The following is a 23,987-nucleotide window of genomic DNA, read 5'->3' as shown; positions in this document are numbered from 1 at the left end:
AAGTAACAAACGCTCTGAACAAATATTACGATAAATCATGCCGATAGCAGGCTATTTTATCAAGCACCAAACACAATAATCTTTGAATTTGATGTGATGAGTGACACAAACTCTACAAGCATGGTTTAGATTTGCACCAATGTCTGGCTTATTCATATTTAAACAGAAAGTTATTCGTTTATGATTGTATAAGGACTAACCACTCGCTTTCGACGTCTATGGCCAAGGAGTAACAATGAACAAACTACAAAAACTCTTCAAACCGAATTCTGTTGCAGTGGTCGGCGCATCACAAAAAGAGCTGCGAGCTGGGCAAATTGTGATGCGTAATTTACTCCAAAGTGGCTTTGGCGGTGCCATAATGCCAGTCACACCAAAATACAAGTCGGTATCTGGTGTCATTGCTTATCCGAACGTAGCTTCCCTACCCTATACACCTGATATCGCGATCCTCTGTACAAACGTTTCTCGTAATAAACAGCTTTTAAAAGACCTTGATGCTCGTGGTACTGCATTCGCTATTGTTATTTCTGACGACGCTGAAAGCATCGATATTTCAGAGCTGAATATTCGTGTTTTAGGTCCAAATAGTCTTGGCATTATTCTGCCTTGGCATAACTTCAATTGCTCTTTTTCTCCCGTTGCTGCCCGACCCGGAAAGATAGCTTTTATTTCACAGTCGGCAGCAGTATGTACGACCGTTCTTGATTGGGCCAACGACAAGAACATCGGTTTTTCTTCCTTCATTTCTATTGGACAAGGTCAAGACATCGATTTTGCGGAACTTCTCGACTATTTAAGTATGGATGGAAAAACCGAGGCAATCTTGCTCTACGTTGATTCAATTAAAGATGCTCGACGTTTCATGTCCGCTGCTCGAGCTGCCTCACGTAACCGAAGAATTTTGGTCTTAAAAGCTGGCCGCTCTAAACAAGCTCGCTCTTTAGATGAAGAAAGCATCGATGCGTTAGATATCATTTATGATTCTGCGATACGTAGAACTGGTATGTTGCGCGTTGGCAATACACATGAATTGTTTGCAGCTGTAGAGACGCTCACTCATTCGGTGCCACTTCGCGGAGAGCGCCTCGCCATTGTGACGAATGGTGGCGGGCCCGCAGTGATGGCCGTTGACACGTTACTAGAACTTGGGGGAAAACTCGCCTCTCTTGATGAAGAGTCAATCAACCAATTACAAGCCGCTTTGCCCAGTAATTGGCGAGGAATCAACCCTATCGACTTAGCTGGAGACGCGACGAAAAAGCGTTATGTCGATACGATCAATGCCATCATGAATAATGATTGTACTGATGCAATCTTGATCATGCACAGCCCTTCAGCGGTATCAGATTCATTGGATACCGCGAATGCCGTTATTGAAGCGATTCAAGCACACCCAAGGCACAAGCATTTCAATATCCTGACAAATTGGTCTGGCGAACAAACCTCTAGAGAAGCACGTTTGGCGTTTACTCAGGCCGGTATTCCCACCTACCGTACACCTGAGAGTGCGGTCGTCGCATACATGCACTTAGTCGAGTACAGACGCAACCAAAAACAGCTGATGGAAACACCAACGACGGCAGAACCACTGCACTCAGGCAGCGTCAATCTTGCCCGTGATTGGGTTAATGACCAACTACTGGATAAAAAATCAGTAGTTCTCGATACGCACCAGACAAGTCCATTATTCGAACAGTTTGGCTTTAAGATGCTACCGACTTGGATTGCCTCTGATGTAACAGAAGCGCTTCATATGGCAGAAAATATTGGGTATCCAGTAGCAGTAAAACTGCGTTCTCCCGACATTCCTCATAAATCTGATGTTCATGGCGTTGCGTTGAACCTAAGGAACAGCCAAGAAGTATCAAGTGCAGCACAAGCAATCCTTGATACAGCGAAACTGAGTTATCCATCTGCAAACCTTCAGGGTCTTCTCGTACAAGGCATGGCTAAGCTTGGTAGTGCGGAAGAACTGCGGGTAAGTATTGTAGTAGACAGCGTATTTGGGCCCGTAATTCTGCTTGGTCAAGGCGGTTCAGATTGGAACATCACCCAAGATGCTGTTGCCGCTTTGCCTCCTCTAAATATGAATTTGGCACGCTACTTAATCGTGATAGCACTCAAATCTGGCAAAATACGATTACAAAAACACAAAGATGCCATCGACATTACCGAGTTGTCTAAATTCCTAGTTCGAATCTCACAAATGGCGGTTGAGCTACCTGAAATAGAAAGACTGGATATTCATCCAGTGCTTGCATCAGGTAGTGATTTTACCATCATTGATGCCGACTTAACGCTCAGGAAGTACCAAGGGGATGCTCAAGAACGTTTGGCTATCCGCCCTTTCCCTGCAGAGTTTGTGGAAACCGTCACGTTAAGAGATGGGCAACCAATCTTACTTCGCCCAATCTTGCCAGAAGATGAACCCATCCATGCACAGTTTATTAATAGTGTGTCAAAGGAAGACTTGTACAATCGCTTCTTCTCGGACGTTGGCGAGTTTAATCATGAAGCGCTTGCGAATCTAACTCAGATTGATTACGACCGTGAAATGGCGTTTGTTGCTGTTGCTTTTGATGAGAATGGACCTTCTATCATCGGTGTAGCAAGAGCGTTGATTACACCTGACAATAGCGATGCTGAGTTTGCAATATTGGTTCGGTCTGACTTGAAAGGTAAAGGGCTCGGTAAAGTTCTGATGCAGAAAATCATTAGTTATTGTCAAGTCAAAGGGACCAAACAGATGTCAGGAATGACAATGCCGACTAACCGAGGCATGCTTTCTCTAGCACAAAGTTTAGGCTTCGAACTTGATGTTCAGTTTGCTGATGGCACTGCAGATATGGTTTTGCCGTTAAATTAGCCTTGCTATGCCGATATGGTTTAAGAGCTCAAAGTTGTCACAGCGGATAGAGTATGTGCACAGCAACCCTCGAATCTGACAGAAAAAACAAGGGACGTTGTGCGCGTCCCTATTGATTTCTAAGCGTCTGCGTTATTAGCCACAAGCGTGACAAGGTCACTTTAATTTCCAGTTTTTCTTCAAATACTGAACGCACCATGACTTCGCTTCTCCCATGGCGTTTCTGCGCCAAGCAAGGATTATCTCGATGGGTTGCTCTTCAGTACCTTCGATACGTTTTAGTTGCCCGCTCTCAATCATACTCTGTGCGACTTGACTGGGAAGCGTCCCTATACCCAGTCCAGAAGCCAATGCTTCTACTTTTGCAGGAAAGTTTGTCACTGTCAGTCTGGGCTGCTTTTGCATAACATTGATAGATAGCGCTGGTTGCTCTCTTGCCGTATCGGCGATTGCTATCACTCGGTACTTTTCTCTCGCCGCATCATCGAAATCGCCATTGCGCTTATGTACGTAATGATCAGCCGCGGCAACCCAAACCATGCTCATTTTACCGATCTTTTCCGCTTTCACATCATGAGGAAGTGTATCAAGTGCTGGGCACACTAATAGATCAGCTCTGCCTGTATTTAATGATTCCCAACTACCCGCAAGTATCTCTTCTTGCAAGCGCACTCTCGTACTACTCACATTGGCCAAAGCATCCACCATCGGGAAAAAATTGGAAATGGGAATGATGCCATCAAAAGCGACAGTAATGTCTAACTCCCACCCGTTAGCCAGCAAGGTCGCATCATTTACTAACTTTTCACTTGCTTGAAGAATTGCTCTACCACTTTCAAGGATCAGTTTCCCGGCTTCTGTAAAATGTGCTTTGTGACCTGAACGATCGAAGATGATGATATCAAGGTCTTGTTCAAGCTTTTGGATCTGGTAACTGAGAGAAGAAGGAGCTCGTTCCAGCTCGTTCGCAGCGGCAGCAAAACTCCCCCTTCTATCAATCGCATCGAGGATATGAAGTGCTTCTAAAGTGATTGGGCTTTGCACATGAACTTCCTTTTATGTGATTTTAATCACAGTAGTGGCATTTGAAATACCATGTTAAAAAATGACTTTAAACAATATAACAGATTGATAATTAAAGACTACCTTTGGCGTAGCACAAATTACTTTTGACAAAAACAATATTAAATAGCAATGGTAATGATAGTAATTACCATTTAGATAAACTAAGATACCGCACGTTGTTATTGCCTATTATGGATTTAAGGTATTGAAGCCAATGTATAAAAAATCAATTTTGTCAGCCTCTATTCTAGTTGCCCTTTCTCAAGGTGCTTACGCAGATGATACTTCAACATTTAATGAAGTGGTTGTATCCGCTACCCGTACAGAGCAAAACATCAATGATGTTTCAGCTTCTGTTGAATCGGTATCTTCTCAAGATATCGAGCGCTCTCTTTCTAAAGATCTGTATGATGCAGTTCAATACACTCCGGGCGTTGAAGCTACCACTTCAGGTCGCTTTGGCATCTCTGGCTTTAACATTCGAGGCATGGAAGGCGATCGAGTTAAAATCGTTGTTGATGGTGTTCAGCAAGCCACTCCATTCAACCCAGGTGGTGGCGCTGTACAAGCTATTTATCCAAACGCGATTGAGCTTGATACACTCACAAGTATCGAGATCAACAAAGGCCCATCTTCAACCCTTTACGGTTCAGATGCAATGGGTGGCGTGGTTGTTCTAAAGACGAAAGATCCATCAGACGTTTTGAAAACAGACGGTGATGAAAACCGCTTTGGTATTAAATCAAGCTACTACTCTGTTGATGAGCAATTCAAGAACACATTAACTTGGGCAATGCGCCAAGGTAACCTTGAAACGCTATTAATGGGTACATACGCTACCGGTAGCGAGCGACAAACTTACGGTGACGGTTCTGATATTGATGGTAGTGATCGCGGATTAGAAAACCCTGCAGACAAAGACCTAAACAACATTCTTGCTAAAGCCTACTACACACTAAATGATACGAACAAAATTGGTGTCGTCTTTGAGCGTTACAATTACCAGTACGATGAAAACAATCGCAGTGGTAACTACACACTAAACTTTGGCCCTATGCCTGGTGTCACTTATGCTGATGCAAAAAGCAGTGATGAGACGACACGTACGCGCTACGGCATTAACTACGAGTTAACGAAAGCTAACCCAGCCTTCGACGGAATGAAGCTAGACTTGAACTATCAGGTTACAGAAAGCGAAAACTCTAACTTCTCTAACGTGACTGATCATTTAGGCTACATTGGTTACGAAGGTGACCGAACTCGCCTGCGCCAAGCTGAAGATAAATCGCTCCAGTTTGATGCACAGTTCGATAAAGTGATTACCACGGACAATGCTATTCATGAGCTAACCTACGGTTTGAACTCTGTACACACTGATTTTCAGCTGACTAACGTAGATATCTTCCATGACAATGGCACAACAAAACCTGGTTCAACCACTATCCCAGACGCAACAGTAACTGAATGGGGCGTTTTCCTTCAAAACAACGCATTCTTACTAGAAGATACGCTTGTTCTTAACGCTGGTATTCGTTATGACTCATTTGAAGCTGACCCTTCTTCAGATGAAGGCTTCACAACTGAACGTAAGAAAAACAGCAACGATGCTTGGACGGGTAAACTTGGTGCGGTATATCACATTAACGATAAGCTAAGTACATTTGCTCAAATCAGCCAAGGCTTTAAAGCGCCAACGGTCGAGCAGCTTTACTACGAATACGACACGGGTGCTGAATTCGTTCCAAACCCAGATCTAGAAGCGGAAAAGAGCCTTTCATACGAGATCGGTTTCCGAGGTCAAAACGACTTTGCTCAGTTTGAATTGACCGGCTTTATCACGCAATACAAAGACTTTATTGACGCTGAAGACCTGCCAAGCATCGATCCAAACAAAGATCGTATCACTATCGTAAACCGTGACGAGGTGGATATTTCTGGTGTGGAATTTAGTTCAACTCTACTGCTAGATGAAAGCTTCTCAGCACCTAAAGGTATGTACACTAAGCTGTCTGTGACTTACCTAGACAGCGAAGACAAGTCGACAGGTAAACCTCTTGATTCTGTAGCACCGCTTTCATCAGTCATTGGCTTAGGCTACGACAATGTTGAGCACAACTTTGGTGCACTAGCCTCACTAAAACTTGCGGCAAAGAAAGACGACTGGTCTGATGAAGACCAAATCGATTCATCAGGTTACGGTGTAATGGACATTACCGCTTACTACATGCCAGTGAAAGACCTGACAGTATCGGCTGGTTTGTTCAATGCGTTCGACAAGAAATATTGGACATACCAGGACGTTCGCAACCTTGATAACACCGACAACACCGATTTTTACAGCCAACCTGGCCGTAACTGGGGTGTATCTGTAGACTACCAATTCTAATTTACTTTTTAGCGATATAATGAAAAGCGCCTGACAATGTCAGGCGCTTTTTTATTCTATGTAACCCCTTAAAGGCTGCAGGTTTAACGCATTTCTGATGCTTTACAGACTTTTCTAAGTAAAACATTTCTTCCGCACTACAAAAACAAAAAAGCCAGCATTATGCTGACTTTTTACCAGTACTTTCATTGCTAAAATGTTAAGAAAAGAATGAAAAATGAAAGATTATTGTTTTGCCATCTCTTTCTTCACCATAACTGCTGCAGCAACGATGAATGCGATGATTAAACCAAGTTCCATGAACTACCCCGAATAGTTTAAAGAAAATTTACGACCTAAATTAAGAGTCGGGCATAGTTTAGCACTTCTATAATTACGTGCTACCTTTTAACCACAAATTTACGTTTTTTTCCGATTTAGATCAAAAAAGGTGCGATAACGCACCTTTTTGTTACTATTTTGTAAAATGGTCACTTTTAGGCGTCTGGGTAACCTTGTGGGTTATTTGACTGCCAACGCCACGTATCACCTGTCATTTCTTCAAGTGTTCGCCCTGCCTTCCAACCCAGCTCATTCGCTGCTTTTGAAGGGTCAGCCCAACACTCAGCAATATCACCAGGACGACGATCCACCAGCTTAAATGGAACCGGTTTACCAGAAGCAGCTTCAAACGCTTTCACCATTTCCAGTACGCTATAACCATTACCTGTACCTAGGTTGTAGATATGAAGGCCTGCTTTGTTACCTACTTTGTCTAATGCCGCAACGTGACCGTCAGACAAGTCCATAACATGGATGTAGTCACGAACACCCGTACCATCTTTTGTTGGGTAATCGCTACCAAATACCGACAAAAATTCACGACGACCTACAGCAACTTGAGAGACGAAAGGCATCAAGTTATTTGGAATGCCTTGTGGGTCTTCACCAAGCTCACCTGTTGGGTGCGAACCTACTGGGTTGAAGTAACGTAGCAACGTGATACTCCAGTCAGGGTTCGCTTTTTGGAAGTCAGTTAGACATTCCTCGACCATCAGCTTACTGCGACCATAAGGGTTAGTTGCACTTGTTGGGAAATCTTCTGTAATTGGCACTGTTGCAGGATCGCCATATACCGTTGCAGATGAACTAAACACGATAGATTTCACACCAGCGTCACGCATGGCATCGACCAATACGAGCGTACCGTTAACATTGTTGTCGTAGTATTCTAATGGTTTCTCTACAGATTCACCCACCGCTTTGAGACCGGCAAAGTGAATGACTGCTTCAATGTTATGCGTCTTCATCGCATCGACTAATGAGGCTTTGTCACGAATATCCGCTTCAATAAATACAGGTGTCACACCGCAAACTTTCTTTATACGTTCTAGTACTGTCGGTTTGCTGTTGTAAAGGTTATCGAGAATAACTGGTGTCATACCAGCTTCGATCATTTGAATACAAGTGTGGCTGCCAATGTAGCCCATACCACCCGTAACAAGTACTTTCATTTTATCATTCCTTCTGACGCGAATCGGGCTAGTTTAAAGGTTTCCAGCCCGTTTTTAAACAGTCTCTGGGGATTCGCAACCCATTAAAATCGCTTGGCCTTTACCCGCTTTCTTTGCTTGGTACATGGCCGTATCGGCGCTTTTCAATATTCTTGTGGCATCACGTTCATTCACACCGACCAACTTAACACCGATACTGACACCGACTTTCAGTAAGGAGCCTCTGTATTCAATCGGCGCACAAATACTCTCGAGTAAGTGTTCAGCGATGCGTGTCACTGCTTTTTGATTTGCAGGATTCACTAACATCACAAATTCATCACCAGACAATCGCGCAATGAGATCGCTGTGTCGCGTGGTGGACGTCATACGCTCAGCAACTTGCTTAAGCACTTCATCCCCGGCATCATGCCCGTAAGTATCGTTGATGGCTTTAAAACCGTCCAAGTCGAGATAAAGTACCGCAAATTCATCTCGTAAGTAGCCTGATCTTTGTACCAATTCTTCCAGCTCCAAATGAAATTTGGAACGATTAGCAAGGCCGGTAAGTGCGTCATGATGAGCAAGGTATTCAAGCCTTTCCATTTCCTTTGCGCTCGAGAGATCAGTCAAGATGATCACCATATCATACGCATTATTATCTTCACTTTTCACAATGCGATTTACTTTTGCAAACAGAGGAATGAGTTGCCCGTTGTGGTTTTTCTCAATGACTTCCCCCTGCCACATGCCGTAGTTTTCGATCGACTCTAAAATACTTGGCATCATCGCTTGTAACTTGCGCCAACGAATCGATTTGATAAACGGCTTTCCAATCAACTGCTCCATCTCAAGACCGGTCAGTTTCGTAACGGCGGGGTTTACCATCGTAATAATGCCTAAGTGATTAAGAACCACCAAACCATCCTGACTGCTCTCAAACACTCGTCCTGCAACTTTTTGACGATTCATCGCCTCTTCGATGGCGGTTATATCTTGAATCGCAAACAACAAATATCCGTGTTTAGATAGGCGTCGACTCGTAAGACTCAATTGTTGCTCGTTCAAATCACTTTGTAGATGTATATCATCACACTCTAACCCGCGGCTCAGAATCTGACTAAGTTCGTTGGGTGTTTTGGTTTTAATCAAGTCGCAGATGTTCGCCGTTTCCAAATTATGGAACGTTTCTTTAAATATATGGTGAGTCATCTTATTGCAATGGATGACCCTTCCTAAGTTATCCGTCACAATGAGCGCGTATTGAATCGAGTCAATCACTTCTTCTGAAAACGACTTACGGCGCTCAAGTATATCTAATGTATGTTTACGCTGTTTCTCACGTTTTTGTAGCTTATCGACCATGAGGTTAAATGAAGCAACGAGATCCCCCACTTCATCTTTTGCTCGATGATTAATACGTCCGCTCAAATGGTGACCGTTAGCGAAATCCTGTAATGCTCTGTTCACTTCAATCAGTGGACGAAGAACTCGTCGTTCGACACCAAAGTAAAAAGTCACACCACCAGCGAAAAGAATAACCAAGAACAATAAGCCATCTTGTAACAGCGCGTCTCTTACTTGCATCATCGGCAATTGAGATAACGTTACACGAATACTACCGATAACTTGCCCTTCATGAATAATTGGCTCTAATACATAAAGGAAATGAGCCGATAACGCATACCCTAAGGAATGCAAGCGGCTGCGCTCTTTAACTGAGGGGCTCGGTGCAGAAAAGCCATCAAGCGCAAAAACGGCAAACGGCTGATTGTTTTTGTCATACAACTTGACGAGTGATACGTTTGGCTCCATCAAAAAATCAGCCAAAATGGTTTGTGCTTTTTGCTTGTTCTTTGTGGCGAGCGCATCTTTAATGGAATGAGAGACATCATTAATAAGAACTTTCGTCTGCTCAACGAGCTCATGTTTGGCGGACTGGTACGTGATGTATGACGTGTAACTCTGAGATGTAACAAAGATGACCGTGATGAAAGCGAGTATCGGCCATATTAGCTTTGCTCGTATTGACATATATATTCCTGTCGCAAAAGACAACCCAAAAGACACAATGGTTGCTATGCAAGCTATCACACAAAAAGAAGAGTCAAGACTAACACGACAATCGATGAAATGAACCTGTAATTCTCAGATATTAGACTGATAAAACATGATTTTCTTGAAACTTCGGATCATTTCAAATTACTAAACGATCTTTATCGATTATCATCTACTAGTCTTCTACCTGAAAAATGAAGTTAGTCACTGAACTTAAACGTATTTTCCTGCATTTTACATGCATAGTTCGGATTTATAGAAACGTATGACATTGAATAAACAGCAACTGACACTTAACTGCGACATGGGCGAAAGCTTTGGATCGTGGAAAATGGGCGCCGATGAAACGGTTATGCCACATATTGATATGGCGAACATCGCATGCGGATTCCACGCCTCCGACCCAAATGTCATGCATGATACGATTACCCTAGCCAACCAGCACGACGTAGAAATTGGAGCTCACCCGGGCTATCCCGACATTCAGGGCTTTGGCCGTCGTAGTTTGGCTATGAACAACGATGACATTACCAACATGGTGATTTATCAAGTTGGCGCGCTGCAGGCACTGTGCAAAGCGCAATACACCGACATTGGTTACATCAAACCTCATGGTGCGTTATACAACGATATGATGGCAAATGACGGTGTTTTCTTGGCCTTAGTCAAAGCGGCCGCATTGTTCAAAGTCCCTTTAATGATCCTTGCTTCACAAGAGAATGAAAAATACCTTGAGATTGCTGATGATTTCGATGTCCCTTTGCTCTTTGAAGCGTTTGCAGATCGACGTTATCAAGACGACGGTTTACTCACCCCTAGAACCCACCCTAACGCGGTATTAAACGCAGAACACGCCATTCTAGAGCAAGTTAAAATGCTGGCAGAATCAGGCAGAGTAAAAACGGCTTCAGGCCAATACATTCTCTTAGAGGCCGATACCATTTGCGTACATGGAGACAATGAAGAATCGATCACGTTGATACAAAAAATACGTCAGAGTCTCTACACCGGAGGAAATTAATGAATCAAGGGCAGTTTTCTATCTCACCGATATCAGAGTGCAGTATTCTTATTCGCTTCGAAGAACCTATTACAGTTGAGCACATTGGCGAACTCGCACATCAGATTGTTGACAAGTTAAATATGATCGTCATGAACGTGGTCCCATCTTACCGCACCATCTTGATAGATTATTTGCCCTTTCGAATTCAAGAAGCGTCGATTTTAAATGAGCTTCAACATCTCATCTCTCGTTTCGACGTTCAGTCCATGGACAACAAACAGCCAAATTACATTTCTATCCCAGTCTACTATTCTGAAGAAACCGCTCTTGATCTTAAGCGGTTTGAACTCAAAGGGTTAACGCTGACAGAGCTTATCGAACAGCACACGCAAGTGGTTTATACTGTCTCTGCAATTGGGTTTGCCCCTGGCTTTGCATTCCTTTCTGACGTAGCAGAACGCATTCAAATACCAAGGCATCAAACTCCAAGAACGCACGTTCCTGCTGGAAGTGTCGCAATCGCTGACTCTAAAACAGCGGTGTATCCTTCTGATAGCCCTGGAGGTTGGAACGTCATCGGCAGAACCCCTATTTCCCTCTTTGTGGATACCCCTCCCTTTATCCCTTTCGAAGTAGGAGACAAGGTCACATTTGGTGCAATATCAAAACAAGAATTCCTCAACTTAGGAGGTATTCTATGAGTCGAATAGGATTATATGTAGAAAAACCAGGGGCGCTCTCTCTGATTCAAGATTTTGGACGCTTTGGCTTAGCTCATATCGGAATTACTCAAGGTGGGCCAGTGGATGATTACGCATACAGTTGGTCTAATCATCTACTCAATAACCCTGTCAATTGCTCAGTCATCGAAGTTACTCTCGGTAATGCGAGCTTTAAAGCATTGTCGGATTGTCACCTAGCAATTTGTGGTGGGGATTTAAATGCTTCTGTTGAAGGTTCACCTATCGCCAATTGGTCTGATTTCACCTTAAAAAAAGGTCAAACACTTCGATTTGGTATGGCAAAAAATGGACTGCGCGCTTATCTAGCAGTTAAAGGTGGTTTTAGCGTCAGTACGCATCTTGGTAGCAGTTCAACGGTCGTTCGTGAGGCGCTCGGAGGCTTGCAAGGAAACGGTGAAGCGCTTCAAGTTGGTGATATCGTTGAATGTCACCCTCATCCACTGCCGAATACTAAACCTAAGCAGATGACGTTCCGATTCAAACCCGATTACAACCTACCGATTAAGCTAAGAGTGATCGAAGGCTATCAACACGAAGATTTCTCCCAACAATCTGTCAACGATTTCTATTCCAGTCGTTTTTCGATTTCAACGAATTCAAACCGTATGGGCTATAGATTGGAAGGCAAAACGATCATGCCGCCATATGACGGTATTTTATCTGAGGGCATTGCACTAGGCTCAATTCAAATCCCAAATGATGGTAATCCCATCGTGTTGCTGAATGATCACCAAACAATTGGGGGGTATCCAAAATTTGGCTGCGTTGCGAGAATTGATTTACCGCGCTTAGCACAAGCAAAGCCAGGTCAAGCGGTGAGTTTTGTTAAGGGAGATCGAAAAGGCTTGCAGGATGTTTGGTGTCAGTGGGCTCAGTTTTTCGGGTACTGAGCCCTAACTTCGTTAAACATTATCCATGAGGATATTTGCAGTAAAGTCAAATTTACATACCGTAGCGCTCAGCTAATGCTTGTGGGTAACCACGTTGTTGAGTGAGCTTGATAGCAAACTGTTCGACTTCTTCTGCGGTCCACTTGACCGCATCAGGATGCTGACTCTCAACATGGCTACTTGGCTCGATATCAAACCAGTATTGCGCCATTTTTTGCGCTGCTAGTAAGGTTGATGAAGCTTTAACCACCTCAACACGTGCATAATGGTTATCTTCAAACGTAACATCAGCAGCACGAAGCACAGGATCAGTGCCCGGTATCTGCTGAGCACCAAATAAAGCTTTACCACCTTTTATCGCGGTATTGTAATCTGGAATAAATTGCGCCATATGCTGAATCGCATTGTTAGTGCGCTCTTCAAGAACCTCTTGCCTCCAACCGTTGCGTATCTTAGAAAGTAAGCGTGTTGGTAACACCGGTTGCGCAGACTCAGCACTACTCTCGACCAAACCATCATCAAACAATGTGATGCCTTTCGTCATACCATGCAATTGAAAGTAGCCGTTACCGTAAGGCGTCAGTTGCGCCATACCCTTGTCTGTTCCCCGAGGGCCATGGAAGATAACTTCTGGCCACTGCTGATGACACGCTTCCCAACGAGTCACATAAGCCGCTTTAAATTCAACAAGCCGATCCCGTTTTACGCCGATGGAGTCATCAACTTCACCGGTTTCGAAGCCGCAAGCATTGATGAGATAGTCGCAATACAATTGCTTATCTATTCCGTCTTGTTGGAAGCATAACGACCATGTATCACCATTCCATGACGCATCTTTCAGCTCAGCTTGTGTGTATACCTGAACATTCGGAAGCTGTGCCAGCGTCATGTTGGCAACAGCAGCTAATCGGAAAACACTCCAACCATACTCTTGTACTGCGACTACTGGGTACTTCAACGTGTCTAGATCGGCATGTTGTGCAAATGGAATACACCACTCATCGATCGTTTGAGGGTTCTCTGGTTGAATACCTTCAGCTAAAGCTAATAACGCTTCTTTTGAATAGAGCTTGTAATACGCTTCTGGATCTCCCAAAACTTGATTTCGGGCGTCTTGCTTAACAAGAGACTGATAGGCGCTTTTGAGGGTCTCTAAACGAGGGATGAGCGTAGTAGGGTCTCCACCATCGGAGTGAGGTACTGCAATGACGGTTGGTCGAATATTCAATGAGTGAGGATACAAACGAATTGTATCAATAGACTGCGTTAAAAGATCTAGGCACTGTTGCTCAGAAATTTCCCGATATAGGTTACCACCAGCATGTAAATGACAGATGGGTGGGCCATTAACGAGCGAAACACCCTTCTCGATCACTGATACCTGAAAACCTAGCTCTGCAAAATGGATAGCAGCGGTTGCCCCTGCAACGCCACCACCGATTACTGCGATATGTTTATCTTTACGATTTGGAAACTCAGACTTCATTGCTTCACTGAAATTTTTATAAGGAGAAATCTTTACTTAATGTTGATTCTACTCGCCTTTGAGCATGATTAAAATCACAAAAAGTTCATGGGTTTGCATTTGTTAACGGTATACGTCAAAAGTTACTTTTAAGAGCAAAAAATTTCGAAAAAAAATGCTTGACGAGGTTGTTGAGAAAGCGAATTTTTAGGGGCATGTGCATAATAATTTTGCTCCAACACCCATGGTGTAAAGCCTGCGGAAACACCCTACTTTTCGACCACTTCAGTTATCCAAAAAGTTATCCACTGTTTTTGTGGATAACTAAAATAAAACTGTCATAGAGCGCTTCCGCTGTGACTAACTCACGTTGCATTAAGTGTTTACAGGGGTTAACAATCTTTTCAATAAACTCATCACCACTAAGGCTAGAACAGCAAACGTACCCAGAGGCAAAGCTATCCACAATTCTGGGTGGATCTGTGGGTTCAGATCAAAGCCATATTTCATCACAGCAGCGACACAAAGCTCTGCAGCTATGACGGCTACACCACTCGCAACAACGGCCATGATCCCATACTCCGCCCACAACGTGGTATTGATCCGTTTTTTACTTGTTCCTAAGGTACGATACAAGCGAATTTCTTGCTGTCGTTGTGAGAGGCTCAGCCTTAACAGCGTAAAGATCAGTAATAAACCAGCAACAACACCCAATAGAGCAAGAATAGTAATAGCAGAGACGATTTGTTGTACGAGTTCTTGTATCTTGTCTCCCATCGTACGAATATCAAGAACCGAAACCGTTGGATGAGCGCGAGACATTGAAGTTAGTAACGAATCATCATCTTCACTAATACGATAACTGATCAAATAGGAGCCAGGTAAGCTAGCCATGACATCCGAAGAAAAAATGAAGTAGAAATTGGGCTTCATATCTCGCCATTCTACATGTCGGATACTATCAACCGTTGCATCGAAATTCTGGCTGTTAATCATAAAGCGAAGTGTATCACCCAGCTCTATCCCTAAGTCCTCTGCAACTTTAGCTTCGACTGAGACGCTGTCCTTATTCGTCCACTCACCAGAAAGCACTTCGTTGTATTCAGGTAACACATCGCCCCATGTCAGGTTGAGTTCACGACGAATCGCATCAGATCCTTCGCCTTGATACTCGATTTCCTTAACGTTCTCGCCATTAATTTCGGTCAATCTACCACGAATAATTGGGAACGCTTGTGACCGCGTCACTTGGTTTTTATCTAACGTTTCCAGATAGCTATCTAACTCATAGTCCGCAATATTTAAAGCAAATACATTCGGGGCATCAGCTGGAAGAGTCCTCGCCCAGTCAGCCAGAATATCGCTACGCACCAACCAGATAATAGAAAGCAACATTAGAGATAACGATAACGCACCAAACTGAAGTCCACTCGTAAGAGGCGTTCTGTTGATACGACTTAAAGCCAGTTTCATTGCAGGGCGTGTTGATAGACGTGCAAATAATTTGGTGAGTCCAACGCTCACCGCCGCCAACACAATAAATAATGTCGCAATACCAGCTAAGACTATCCACACCAACGTGTTATTGGCATAAATAACCAATAGAGGAACCACTGGGACCAAAACTAACAACATACGCTTCCATGAACGTTTTGCAGTCCCTTGCTGGAGCACTTCTAAGGCGGGAGTTTTGATAAGGCCAAGTAGTGGAATCCCAATTGCAGGCACCGTGATCAATATGGCAGAGGCGACAGACACAAGTATTGGCGTGACGCCGTAACTAGGTAATGGATTTGGCAGCAAGTCTTTCAGTGGGATTCGCAATAGGTACTCTAACCCACTGCCAAGCAAGATGCCGACGACACTTGCACTCACCAACAGAATCGTAACTTGTATTAAAAGCCATTTTTCAATCCAGCGACGACTTGCCCCTAAGCTCTTTAACATCGCAATAGTCTGCGTGCGGCTGTTCACGTAACTTTGACACGTTAATACTAATGTAGTTGCCGCCATTATGATGACAATAGCAACGGTAAGAGATAAGTATTGAGTCGTGCGGTCGAATACTTCATTACTGCGACTTGCGGTGTCTTGTGTTCGCCAACGGTCACTGGGTGAAAGCTCGGTGCTGTCTTGCAATTTAGTAAGAGTCGCGTCGTCACCTTTCAGAAACAATCGGTATTGTACTCGACTACCAACTTGTATTGCGCCCGTTTTGGCCACCTCTGACGAACTTATGTAGGCGGAAGGCATTTGTTGGAAAGGATTAAAACTCAGCCCCGGTTCCATTAATACAGCGCCTGAAACCGTAAAATCAGCATCGCCTATCGTGACAATGTCACCTTTACTCACTTCTAGCTGGGCCATAATACGTTCATCAAGCCACAGTTGGTTCTGCGTTACATGACCTGACTCATTACTATCCAGTACTAGGTCCCCCATAAGTGGGTAGTTTTCATCAACCGCCCTTACGGTAATCAACTGCATCCCATTCTCACTAAAAGCCATGGTCGCAAACCGCGTCATAGTTGAACGTTCTAGCGCTTGTGTGCTCGCTAGAAGCGGTTCTGGGATCGGATTGGCAGAGACAAAAACAGCGTCAGCAGTTAACGCATCCTTACCTTGTTTAATGATCACCTGCTCCATTCGCTCTGCCAGTGCTGATAATGCGAAAATGCTAGCGATCACCAATACCAATGCCACACTGATGGGCCATAAGTTACCTTGACGTATTTCACCTAAACTCCAGCGGATAAGACTCTTATTTGGTGATTGTTTAGGGTTAACGTGCCCTTGGTCGGAACCTTGTTCGCTTGAAGAAATTACGGACATGCCACCTCCTCTATGATTTCACCCGCTTCCATTCGATAAACACGGTCACAACGGCTTGCCAAATGACTGTCGTGGGTGACAAGAATCAAGGTCGTTCCATGTTGCTCGTTGAGGTCGAATAACAGCTCGATGACTTTCTCTGCGGTTTGATGGTCTAGGTTACCAGTTGGCTCGTCAGCAAATAACAACTCCGGCTGGGTCATAAACGCTCTTGCAAGTGCGACGCGTTGTTGCTCACCCCCTGATAGTTGGCTCGGTAAGTGGTCAAGTCGCTTTTCCAAACCAACAGCGGTTAACAATTCAGTCGCTCTTGCATCATTCTCAGCCTCACCACGTAGGAGACAAGGAAGAGTGACATTACGCAACGCGCTGAGACTTGGGATAAGAAGAAAGCTTTGAAATACGAACCCCAACGAATCTGCGCGGATTTTAGCGCGAGCTTCATCGTCCAATTTGGAAAGCTCATGCCCTAATAATGTAATTTCACCCGATGTTGGAGTATCTAGGCCAGCAAGCAGTGTCATCAGCGTCGATTTACCCGCTCCCGACGTACCCACGATGGCGATTTTTTCTCCCTTTCTAATGTCGACGTTTACATTTTTAAGGATTGTTAATTGTTCTTGATTAGTAGAAACTTGTTTAGAAACCAAATTCGCTTGAACAATAGGTGCTTTAAGTACAGGTGTTTGCATGATTCGTATACTTTCCTTAGTTCTCTTTCTTAGTCTTTCCGCGACCGCTATGGCGAGCGAAAAGCTTCTTGTATTGGGCGACAGTCTGAGCGCTGGCTATCAAATGCCGATCGAGGAGAGTTGGCCTAGCTTACTCCCAGACGCGTTATTAGAACATGGCCAAGATGTAAAAGTTGTTAACGGCAGTATCTCTGGTGACACCACGGGAAACGGCTTGGCCCGCTTACCCCAGTTATTGAAGCAACACTCTCCTGACGTTGTACTCATCGAGCTAGGCGCTAATGACGGACTTCGAGGCTTCCCACCTAAGCTTATTACGTCGAACCTATCGAAAATGATTACCATGATCAAAGATTCTGGTGCGAATGTGATCATGATGCAAATCCGTGTACCGCCTAATTACGGTAAACGCTACAGTGACATGTTCTACGATATCTACCCTAAGCTCGCAGAACATCAACAAGTTGAGTTGATGCCTTTCTTCCTAGAGCACGTAATCATCAAACCAGAATGGATGATGTCCGACGGCCTACACCCTAAACCAGAGGCACAGCCTTTTATTGCCGACTTTGTCGCGGAAGAGTTGGTTAAACATCTCTAATTTTACTGGTCTAGCTCAATAAGTTTTACCTAACTTTACGTTACTCTTATCTGAATCTTATTCACCAAGGTCACATAATAAAAATGCAAATAGAACCGTTAATTCAAGGTGTTGTAGCTCGTTCGTCGCATCCATATGGTTGCCGTGCTTCCATCAAAGAGCAAATTGATTTCGTAAAACAAGCGCCACAAATAAAAAAAGGCCCAAAGCGGGTTTTGATCATTGGTGCTTCCTCCGGCTTTGGATTGGCCGCTCGTATCGCCCTAACCTTTGGTGGCGCAGAAGCTGACACAATTGGCGTATCTTTTGAACGCGGCCCGTCAGACAAAGGGGTTGGTAGCGCAGGTTGGTACAACAATATCTTTTTTAAAGAAGAAGCAATACATCATGGCCGTACAGCCATCAACATCGTTGGTGATGCCTTTTCGGATACAGTCCGTAATCAAGTGATTGAAGCGATTGAAACCTACTTTGAAGGTGAAGTTGACTTAGTTATTTACAGCTTGGCTACGGGTGTTCGCCCTATGCCGAATTCAGAAGAGTTTTGGCGCAGTGTCATCAAACCTATCGGCGAGTCAGTCACTGGCGCTTCAATTATGCTAGAGAACGATCAATGGGTTGAATCGTCGCTTGAACCAGCAACCGAAGAAGAAGCGGCAGCGACCATCAAAGTCATGGGCGGTGATGACTGGGAAAGTTGGATTGATGCTTTAATCAACTCAGAATCGGTTGCTGACGGCTGTAAAACCATTGCTTTCTCTTACATGGGCCCAGAAGTAACTCACCCTATCTACCTTGACGGTACGTTGGGCCGAGCAAAGGTAGACTTACACCAAACCAGCCATTCGTTGAATTTGAAAATGGCTAACTTCGGCGGTAGCGCTCACGCGACGGTGTGTAAAGCTTTAGTCACCAAAGCGAGTGTATTCATACCGGCGTTGAGCCCTTATCTACTAGCGCTTTATCGCGTGATGAAAGAGAAAGGCACACACGAACGATGTATTGAGCAAATGCAACGTTTATTCACAACTAAGCTGTATGACCAAGAAAAAGTACCCGTCGATGGTGAACGCTTGATCCGTATTGATGATCTTGAGTTAGATCCACAAGTTCAACAAGAGGTCTCTGCCATCCTTGAACAAATGAACGCAGACAATTTTAAAGAGCTTGGCGATTATGAAGGCTTCAAAAATGAGTTCATGAAGCTGAACGGGTTTAACTTTGAAGGCGTGGATTACTCACAAGACATCTCTTTAAAAACATTAAAAGCACTCAAGCCGTAGCCAACAGCTTGTCTCATAGGTGAGATAGTGCCAAGTAATTCAAAGTCCTGAACGGTTTTCAGGACTTTTTTTTGTTTCGAAATCTCCCACCCCTATACTTAATCTTAACGAGTGGTTAAATAGCAGCCTCAACACAAGAATAAAAACAAACCTCCATTCACAGGAAGTGAACGTTCGGGAAGGATACCTTATGGGAACATTGCAAACTTTAGATTATAAGATCCCGGAGTCCATGCAGAAAAGTTGGCAAAACATCGTCAACCTTCTCGCACAAATTGCTAATGTTCCGACCACGCTCATCATGCGCATCCACCCTAACCATATCGAAGTCAACACCACCAGCGAGACACAAAATAACCCTTACAAAGTCGGTGATAAAGAAGGACTTGGACACGGCCTCTATTGCGAACATGTCATTGAACACAAAAGGGAGCTCATGGTACCCAACGCTTTGCTCGATGACGAATGGAAAAATAATCCTGATATTAAGCTTGGTATGATTTCTTACTGCGGCTTGCCCCTTTACTGGCCAAATGGGGAAACATTTGGAACGATCTGCATGCTCGACTCCAAAGAAAATCAATACAACGCAACTTATCGGCAGCTTTTAAATACTTTCAAAGAGTCCATCGAAGCGCAGCTTGCGGTGGTTTTTCAACAACACAAGCTGATGAGACTAAACAGTGAACTTAAAAACCGAGTCGAAACTCGGACCACTGACCTAGCACAACTCAGCTATTCCTTAACCAAAGAAATCGACCGCCGTAAAGCCGCAGAAAAGCAAGTGAGTTACCAAAAAACACACGACCAAGGTACAGGCTTTTTAAACCGTTCCGCATTAGAGAAAGTCCTCGATAGCACGTTAGAAACATTGAATCATGAACACGAAGCGCTTGCCGTGATTAACGTAGGATTCAGCAACGCACGAAGCATACAGACAAAATTTGGCTTTGAAGGTTTTGATGAGGTACTCAAAGAATTTCGCTTTCGCTTGGGCCATAACGAAACCAGTTATTTTGTCACGGGTCGACCAAGCTCCAATGACCTTGTGATTGTTGTATCGGGAGAAGATGTCGAAAACAAAGTCCAGAAACTGCTAGAAGATATCACACATGTAAGTGTTGGTAATTTCTACATCGAAGATACCGAGGTCCATTTACACTCTTACATTGGGGTTGTTCAAGCGCACAGAAACAGCCATTCCAAACAACTGCTACAAAACGCTTGCTACGCGATGCTGCTCTGTAAAGAGTCAGGTGAACCCTACAGTTACTTCTGCGAAAGCCATACACAAGAACTCAATAACCATAACCAACTAGAAAGCTACCTACTCCAAGCAGTCAGAAACGACGACTTAATGCTTTATTTTCAACCCAAAGTACTGCCCCATACTCACAAGTGGATCGGTGCAGAAGCCCTACTGCGCTGGCGTCATCCAGTATTAGGCGATGTTTCGAATGAGGCTCTCATTCATATGGCAGAACAAAATGGTTTGATATTTGAAGTCGGTTCGTTTGTACTACGCACCGCCATCGATAAAGCTAAGCAATGGTCTGAGTTAGTGGATAACTTTAAGATTGCCGTTAACGTATCACCCATCCAATTGCAGAACGTCAACTTTGCGGAACAAATTGAACACCTACTTGAAACTTTCCATCTGCCCGCTCACTTTCTAGAACTTGAAGTAACCGAAAGCGCTCTCATTGCTGATGAGGTTGTTGCTCGTAATACATTGAATAAACTCCACAACCTAGGCGTGACGCTGTCACTTGATGATTTTGGAACAGGATACGCGTCGTTCAGTTACCTAAAGAAATACCCGTTTGATGCGATTAAAATCGATAAAAGCTTTGTTCAGCAAATGGATAAGTCCGATGATGACCGTGCCATTATTTGTTCTATCATACACATCGCTAAAAAGTTGGAGTTACAAGTCGTCATAGAAGGCATTGAGTCCGCCCAGCAAGAACAATTTTTAATTGGCGAGGGCTGCGACATTGGGCAAGGGTTTCTTTATGGCAAGCCTATGCCTTGTAACGAATTTGAGCAAAGTTTGTTTAATCAAAACCTCTTGGGCGGTCAATACACCTATTCTTCCTAAGCATTTGCTTTACTCTGCTTGCGGTGGTTTCTATAATCGCCGCCCGCTTCCAATAAAAAGGCCAATATCTTCATGGATCAGTTGACTGCCACGCTAAAAAAAATCGAAAAGCAGAACTACCGCGCTTACCAGCAAATCAAGGGTCAATACGACTTCGATGATTTCAATCTGTACATTGATCATGTACAAGGCGACCCATACGCTTCTGCTTCTCGCTTGCGTGCAACTCGTGCTTGGTCACTCACTGGCCTTGAATGGCTAAAAGATGAATCTCCAGCTTTCCAACGTGCAGCGCGTGATTTCATTGCACGCAGCTTTGAGCAATTTGCGAAACAAGAGAATACGGTAACTATCTCGCTAAGCGGCCAGACCGTGCTAGACAACACGGCTGTCCTTTTTACTGAAGAAGGTATTGAATTACGTTTCCGCGTGAACCTTCCTGCGGAAGGACGTCAAGTGCTTGGTAAAAAAGCCAATAACATTCTGACTTTCCATCTACCAAAATTCATCCGCCGTGCAACGCTGGAACGTGAGCTAGACAAAGAAGCCTTGTTAGAGCACTGCCAAGTGGTGGAAGATCAAGCGGCGCTGCGTGAACAATTGGAAGTGAACAATCTCGTAGCTTTCGTTGCGAATGGAAGCATTCTTCCTCGTATCGCAGGTAACTGCGATCTACCAATGAAAGAAGCGGTCGAATTCAAAGCCCCTGAAGACCTTCAAGTTACACTCCACGCCCCTAACAAAGGCTACGTAACAGGCCTAGGTATTCCAAAAGGAATTACATTGATCGTTGGTGGTGGCTTCCATGGTAAATCAACGTTATTGAATGCAATTGAGCGTTCTATTTACGACCACATTCCAGGTGATGGCCGTGAGTACATTGTTACCGATGCAAACGCGATGAAGATTCGTGCAGAAGACGGCCGTTGTGTTCATCACTTGAACTTGTCGAACTACATCAACCACTTACCAATGAGCAAAGATACCGCCGACTTTTCTACTCAAGATGCATCTGGCTCAACCTCTCAAGCCGCTTGGTTACAAGAGTCAATTGAAGCCGGTGCAAGCTCACTGCTTATTGATGAAGATACGTCAGCGACTAACTTTATGATCCGTGATGAGCGTATGCAGGCATTGGTTGCAAAAGGTGATGAGCCAATTACTCCCCTTGTAGATCGCATTGGCCAATTACGTAATGAGCTGCAGATATCAACCATTATTGTTATGGGGGGATCTGGTGATTACTTAGACGTTGCAGACACCGTCATTCAAATGCACGATTACCAAGCGGTTAACGTGACAGAAAAAGCCAAACAAGTGATAGCTCAGCACCCTACTCAGCGTCATAACGAATCTGAAGAGCCTCTGCAAACGTTCCGTCCGCGTGCACTTAATCGTGTCGCGTTAATGAACATTTTGATGGATGGCAAATTCCGCGTAAATGCAAAAGGCAAAGATTCACTTCGCTTCGGTAAAGAGTTCGCTGATTTAAGTGCTTTGGAGCAACTAGAATCCGCGGATGAAGTGAACACCATTGGCTGGCTGTGGTTCCAGTTAGCGCAACTTCCAGGTTGGTGTAACAACCCTGCGAAAGAGATTGATGACATGCTAGTTGGCGAATGGCACGCAAACTTACCTAAGCAAGGCGATCTAGCTAAGCCACGTACACTTGACGTAATGGCAGCGTTAAACCGCATGCGTAAATCTCAGTTTAAGCCAACCAACTGATTCTATCGTTCAAGAACCTAAAGAAGAATTAAATAAGGCAGCGTTTCACCGCTGCCTTTTTATGTTCAACTGTTTTCTAGTTAACTATCCGTTTCTTAATACGTTCCACGCATCACACAGCACACGAAAGCGTTCTGCGCTGCCGTTTTCTCTATCTGGATGCCAACGCAACGCTAATTTTCGCCATTGCTTACGGATCTCCACTCTTGTCGCGTCGCGCCCTAACTCAAACAGACTCAACGCTTTGGACCTATCAATACAAGAACTGGATGAGCCACCAATGAAGTGTTGATAGCGATTCCAAAAGTCATTCAGCAATCGGCGTACCTCTCCTTCGTTGGCTTCATAATTACTCCAGTCGAGGTAGTATTCTCGTAACGGATTCGTCGTATCGATAGTATGGCGCGTAGCTTCTAATGAGGACATTAACACGATGTCCATGGCTTCAACTTGCAGCCAACCTTCTGGATATAACGTTTCTTGTAATTGAAAGAGCGCATTCATCAACAAGAAGTTACGTTTGAAGAGATCTTTATCTGGAGATGAGTCTAATTGGGCAATGTAACCATGCTCACTCAATTCATGAGCTAGAGTATGCACTTTCCAGCCTGAAGGTTTCTTTTTGAGGATTTCGAGGATCGGCCATAACAATGGATTTTCCATATCATGATGACCACGTTGGCAAACGTCATGTTGTTCGTCCATGTATCCTCTTTGTTTTCTCGGTTTATTCTCTAAAGCTAGTCAATTTGTACCATAAACACAAAAAGGCCGACAGTAAGAAACGATCGGCCTTTTG

At 44.1% G+C, this 23,987-nt stretch carries 16 protein-coding genes; 9 read left to right on the top strand and 7 right to left on the bottom strand.

The window, feature by feature from the left end; genetic code table 11:
* Window positions 1–235: 235 nt before the first annotated feature.
* A complete protein-coding gene (locus tag ATB76_RS04085; protein WP_061034696.1) occupies window positions 236–2,869 on the top strand; it encodes a bifunctional acetate--CoA ligase family protein/GNAT family N-acetyltransferase in 2,634 nt (877 codons plus the stop codon).
* Window positions 2,870–3,025: 156 nt separating this feature from the next.
* Here the strand turns inward: ATB76_RS04085 and ATB76_RS04080 are convergent, their stop codons facing one another.
* Window positions 3,026–3,913 (bottom strand): LysR substrate-binding domain-containing protein, encoded by an 888-nt coding sequence (locus tag ATB76_RS04080; protein ID WP_045405336.1) that lies wholly within the window; start codon window positions 3,911–3,913, stop codon window positions 3,026–3,028.
* A 235-nt stretch (window positions 3,914–4,148) separates the two neighbouring features.
* Here ATB76_RS04080 and ATB76_RS04075 point away from each other — a divergent pair, with 235 nt between their 5' ends.
* On the top strand, window positions 4,149–6,320 hold the full coding sequence (locus tag ATB76_RS04075; protein ID WP_061034695.1) for a TonB-dependent hemoglobin/transferrin/lactoferrin family receptor: 2,172 nt from the start codon (window positions 4,149–4,151) through the stop codon (window positions 6,318–6,320).
* Window positions 6,321–6,796: 476 nt separating this feature from the next.
* On the opposite strand, the gene galE is transcribed toward ATB76_RS04075, so the two are convergent.
* Both galE and ATB76_RS04065 read right to left on the bottom strand, forming a co-directional pair.
* Window positions 6,797–7,813: a UDP-glucose 4-epimerase GalE gene (gene galE / locus ATB76_RS04070; RefSeq protein ID WP_038870736.1), complete on the bottom strand. Its 1,017-nt coding sequence runs from the start codon at window positions 7,811–7,813 to the stop codon at window positions 6,797–6,799.
* Window positions 7,814–7,867: 54 nt separating this feature from the next.
* Window positions 7,868–9,826, bottom strand: a complete 1,959-nt coding sequence (locus ATB76_RS04065; RefSeq protein ID WP_039977823.1) for a diguanylate cyclase — start codon at window positions 9,824–9,826, stop codon at window positions 7,868–7,870.
* 289 nt (window positions 9,827–10,115) lie between these two features.
* Between ATB76_RS04065 and ATB76_RS04060 the strand changes: the two genes are divergently transcribed.
* Genes ATB76_RS04060 through ATB76_RS04050 form a run of 3 tightly spaced genes read left to right on the top strand, consistent with a single transcriptional unit; the run spans window position 10,116 to window position 12,486 of the window.
* A complete protein-coding gene (locus ATB76_RS04060) occupies window positions 10,116–10,871 on the top strand; it encodes a 5-oxoprolinase subunit PxpA (RefSeq protein ID WP_061034694.1) in 756 nt (251 codons plus the stop codon).
* Window positions 10,871–11,554, top strand: coding sequence for a carboxyltransferase domain-containing protein (locus ATB76_RS04055; protein ID WP_038877894.1), 684 nt, complete (start codon window positions 10,871–10,873; stop codon window positions 11,552–11,554). Before ATB76_RS04060 ends, ATB76_RS04055 begins: the two co-directional genes overlap by 1 nt.
* The gene (locus ATB76_RS04050) at window positions 11,551–12,486 is read left to right on the top strand and encodes a biotin-dependent carboxyltransferase family protein (RefSeq protein ID WP_045401845.1); all 936 of its coding nucleotides are present in this window, start codon (window positions 11,551–11,553) and stop codon (window positions 12,484–12,486) included. Before ATB76_RS04055 ends, ATB76_RS04050 begins: the two co-directional genes overlap by 4 nt.
* 52 nt (window positions 12,487–12,538) lie before the next feature.
* On the opposite strand, the gene ATB76_RS04045 is transcribed toward ATB76_RS04050, so the two are convergent.
* From ATB76_RS04045 to ATB76_RS04035, 3 genes are all read right to left on the bottom strand, one after another.
* Complete coding sequence (locus tag ATB76_RS04045) at window positions 12,539–13,972, bottom strand: FAD-dependent oxidoreductase (RefSeq protein ID WP_061034693.1); 1,434 nt, start codon at window positions 13,970–13,972, stop codon at window positions 12,539–12,541.
* A gap of 354 nt (window positions 13,973–14,326) precedes the next feature.
* A complete protein-coding gene (locus tag ATB76_RS04040; protein WP_061034692.1) occupies window positions 14,327–16,783 on the bottom strand; it encodes an FtsX-like permease family protein in 2,457 nt (818 codons plus the stop codon).
* Window positions 16,774–17,475: an ABC transporter ATP-binding protein gene (locus ATB76_RS04035; RefSeq protein WP_061034691.1), complete on the bottom strand. Its 702-nt coding sequence runs from the start codon at window positions 17,473–17,475 to the stop codon at window positions 16,774–16,776. Before ATB76_RS04035 ends, ATB76_RS04040 begins: the two co-directional genes overlap by 10 nt.
* Between ATB76_RS04035 and tesA the strand changes: the two genes are divergently transcribed.
* From tesA to ATB76_RS04015, 4 genes are all read left to right on the top strand, one after another.
* Window positions 17,474–18,076, top strand: a complete 603-nt coding sequence (gene tesA, locus ATB76_RS04030) for a multifunctional acyl-CoA thioesterase I/protease I/lysophospholipase L1 (protein ID WP_038877902.1) — start codon at window positions 17,474–17,476, stop codon at window positions 18,074–18,076. The genes ATB76_RS04035 and tesA overlap by 2 nt on opposite strands.
* A gap of 83 nt (window positions 18,077–18,159) precedes the next feature.
* Window positions 18,160–19,359 carry an enoyl-ACP reductase FabV gene (gene fabV, locus ATB76_RS04025; RefSeq protein ID WP_042602271.1) on the top strand — a complete coding sequence of 400 codons (1,200 nt, stop codon included), beginning with the start codon at window positions 18,160–18,162 and terminating at the stop codon, window positions 19,357–19,359.
* A 190-nt stretch (window positions 19,360–19,549) separates the two neighbouring features.
* Complete coding sequence (locus ATB76_RS04020) at window positions 19,550–21,460, top strand: EAL domain-containing protein (protein ID WP_039977836.1); 1,911 nt, start codon at window positions 19,550–19,552, stop codon at window positions 21,458–21,460.
* Window positions 21,461–21,532: 72 nt separating this feature from the next.
* The gene (locus ATB76_RS04015) at window positions 21,533–23,188 is read left to right on the top strand and encodes an ABC-ATPase domain-containing protein (RefSeq protein WP_061034690.1); all 1,656 of its coding nucleotides are present in this window, start codon (window positions 21,533–21,535) and stop codon (window positions 23,186–23,188) included.
* A gap of 84 nt (window positions 23,189–23,272) precedes the next feature.
* On the opposite strand, the gene ATB76_RS04010 is transcribed toward ATB76_RS04015, so the two are convergent.
* A complete protein-coding gene (locus tag ATB76_RS04010) occupies window positions 23,273–23,893 on the bottom strand; it encodes a DNA-J related domain-containing protein (protein ID WP_045405328.1) in 621 nt (206 codons plus the stop codon).
* Window positions 23,894–23,987: the final 94 nt, after the last annotated feature.

It is taken from the genome of Vibrio sp. MOR3 (assembly GCF_001557775.1).
GTDB lineage: Bacteria > Pseudomonadota > Gammaproteobacteria > Enterobacterales > Vibrionaceae > Vibrio > Vibrio jasicida.
Note: the sequence above shows the minus strand (reverse complement) of the source record. Positions and strands in the feature narration are given on the sequence as shown.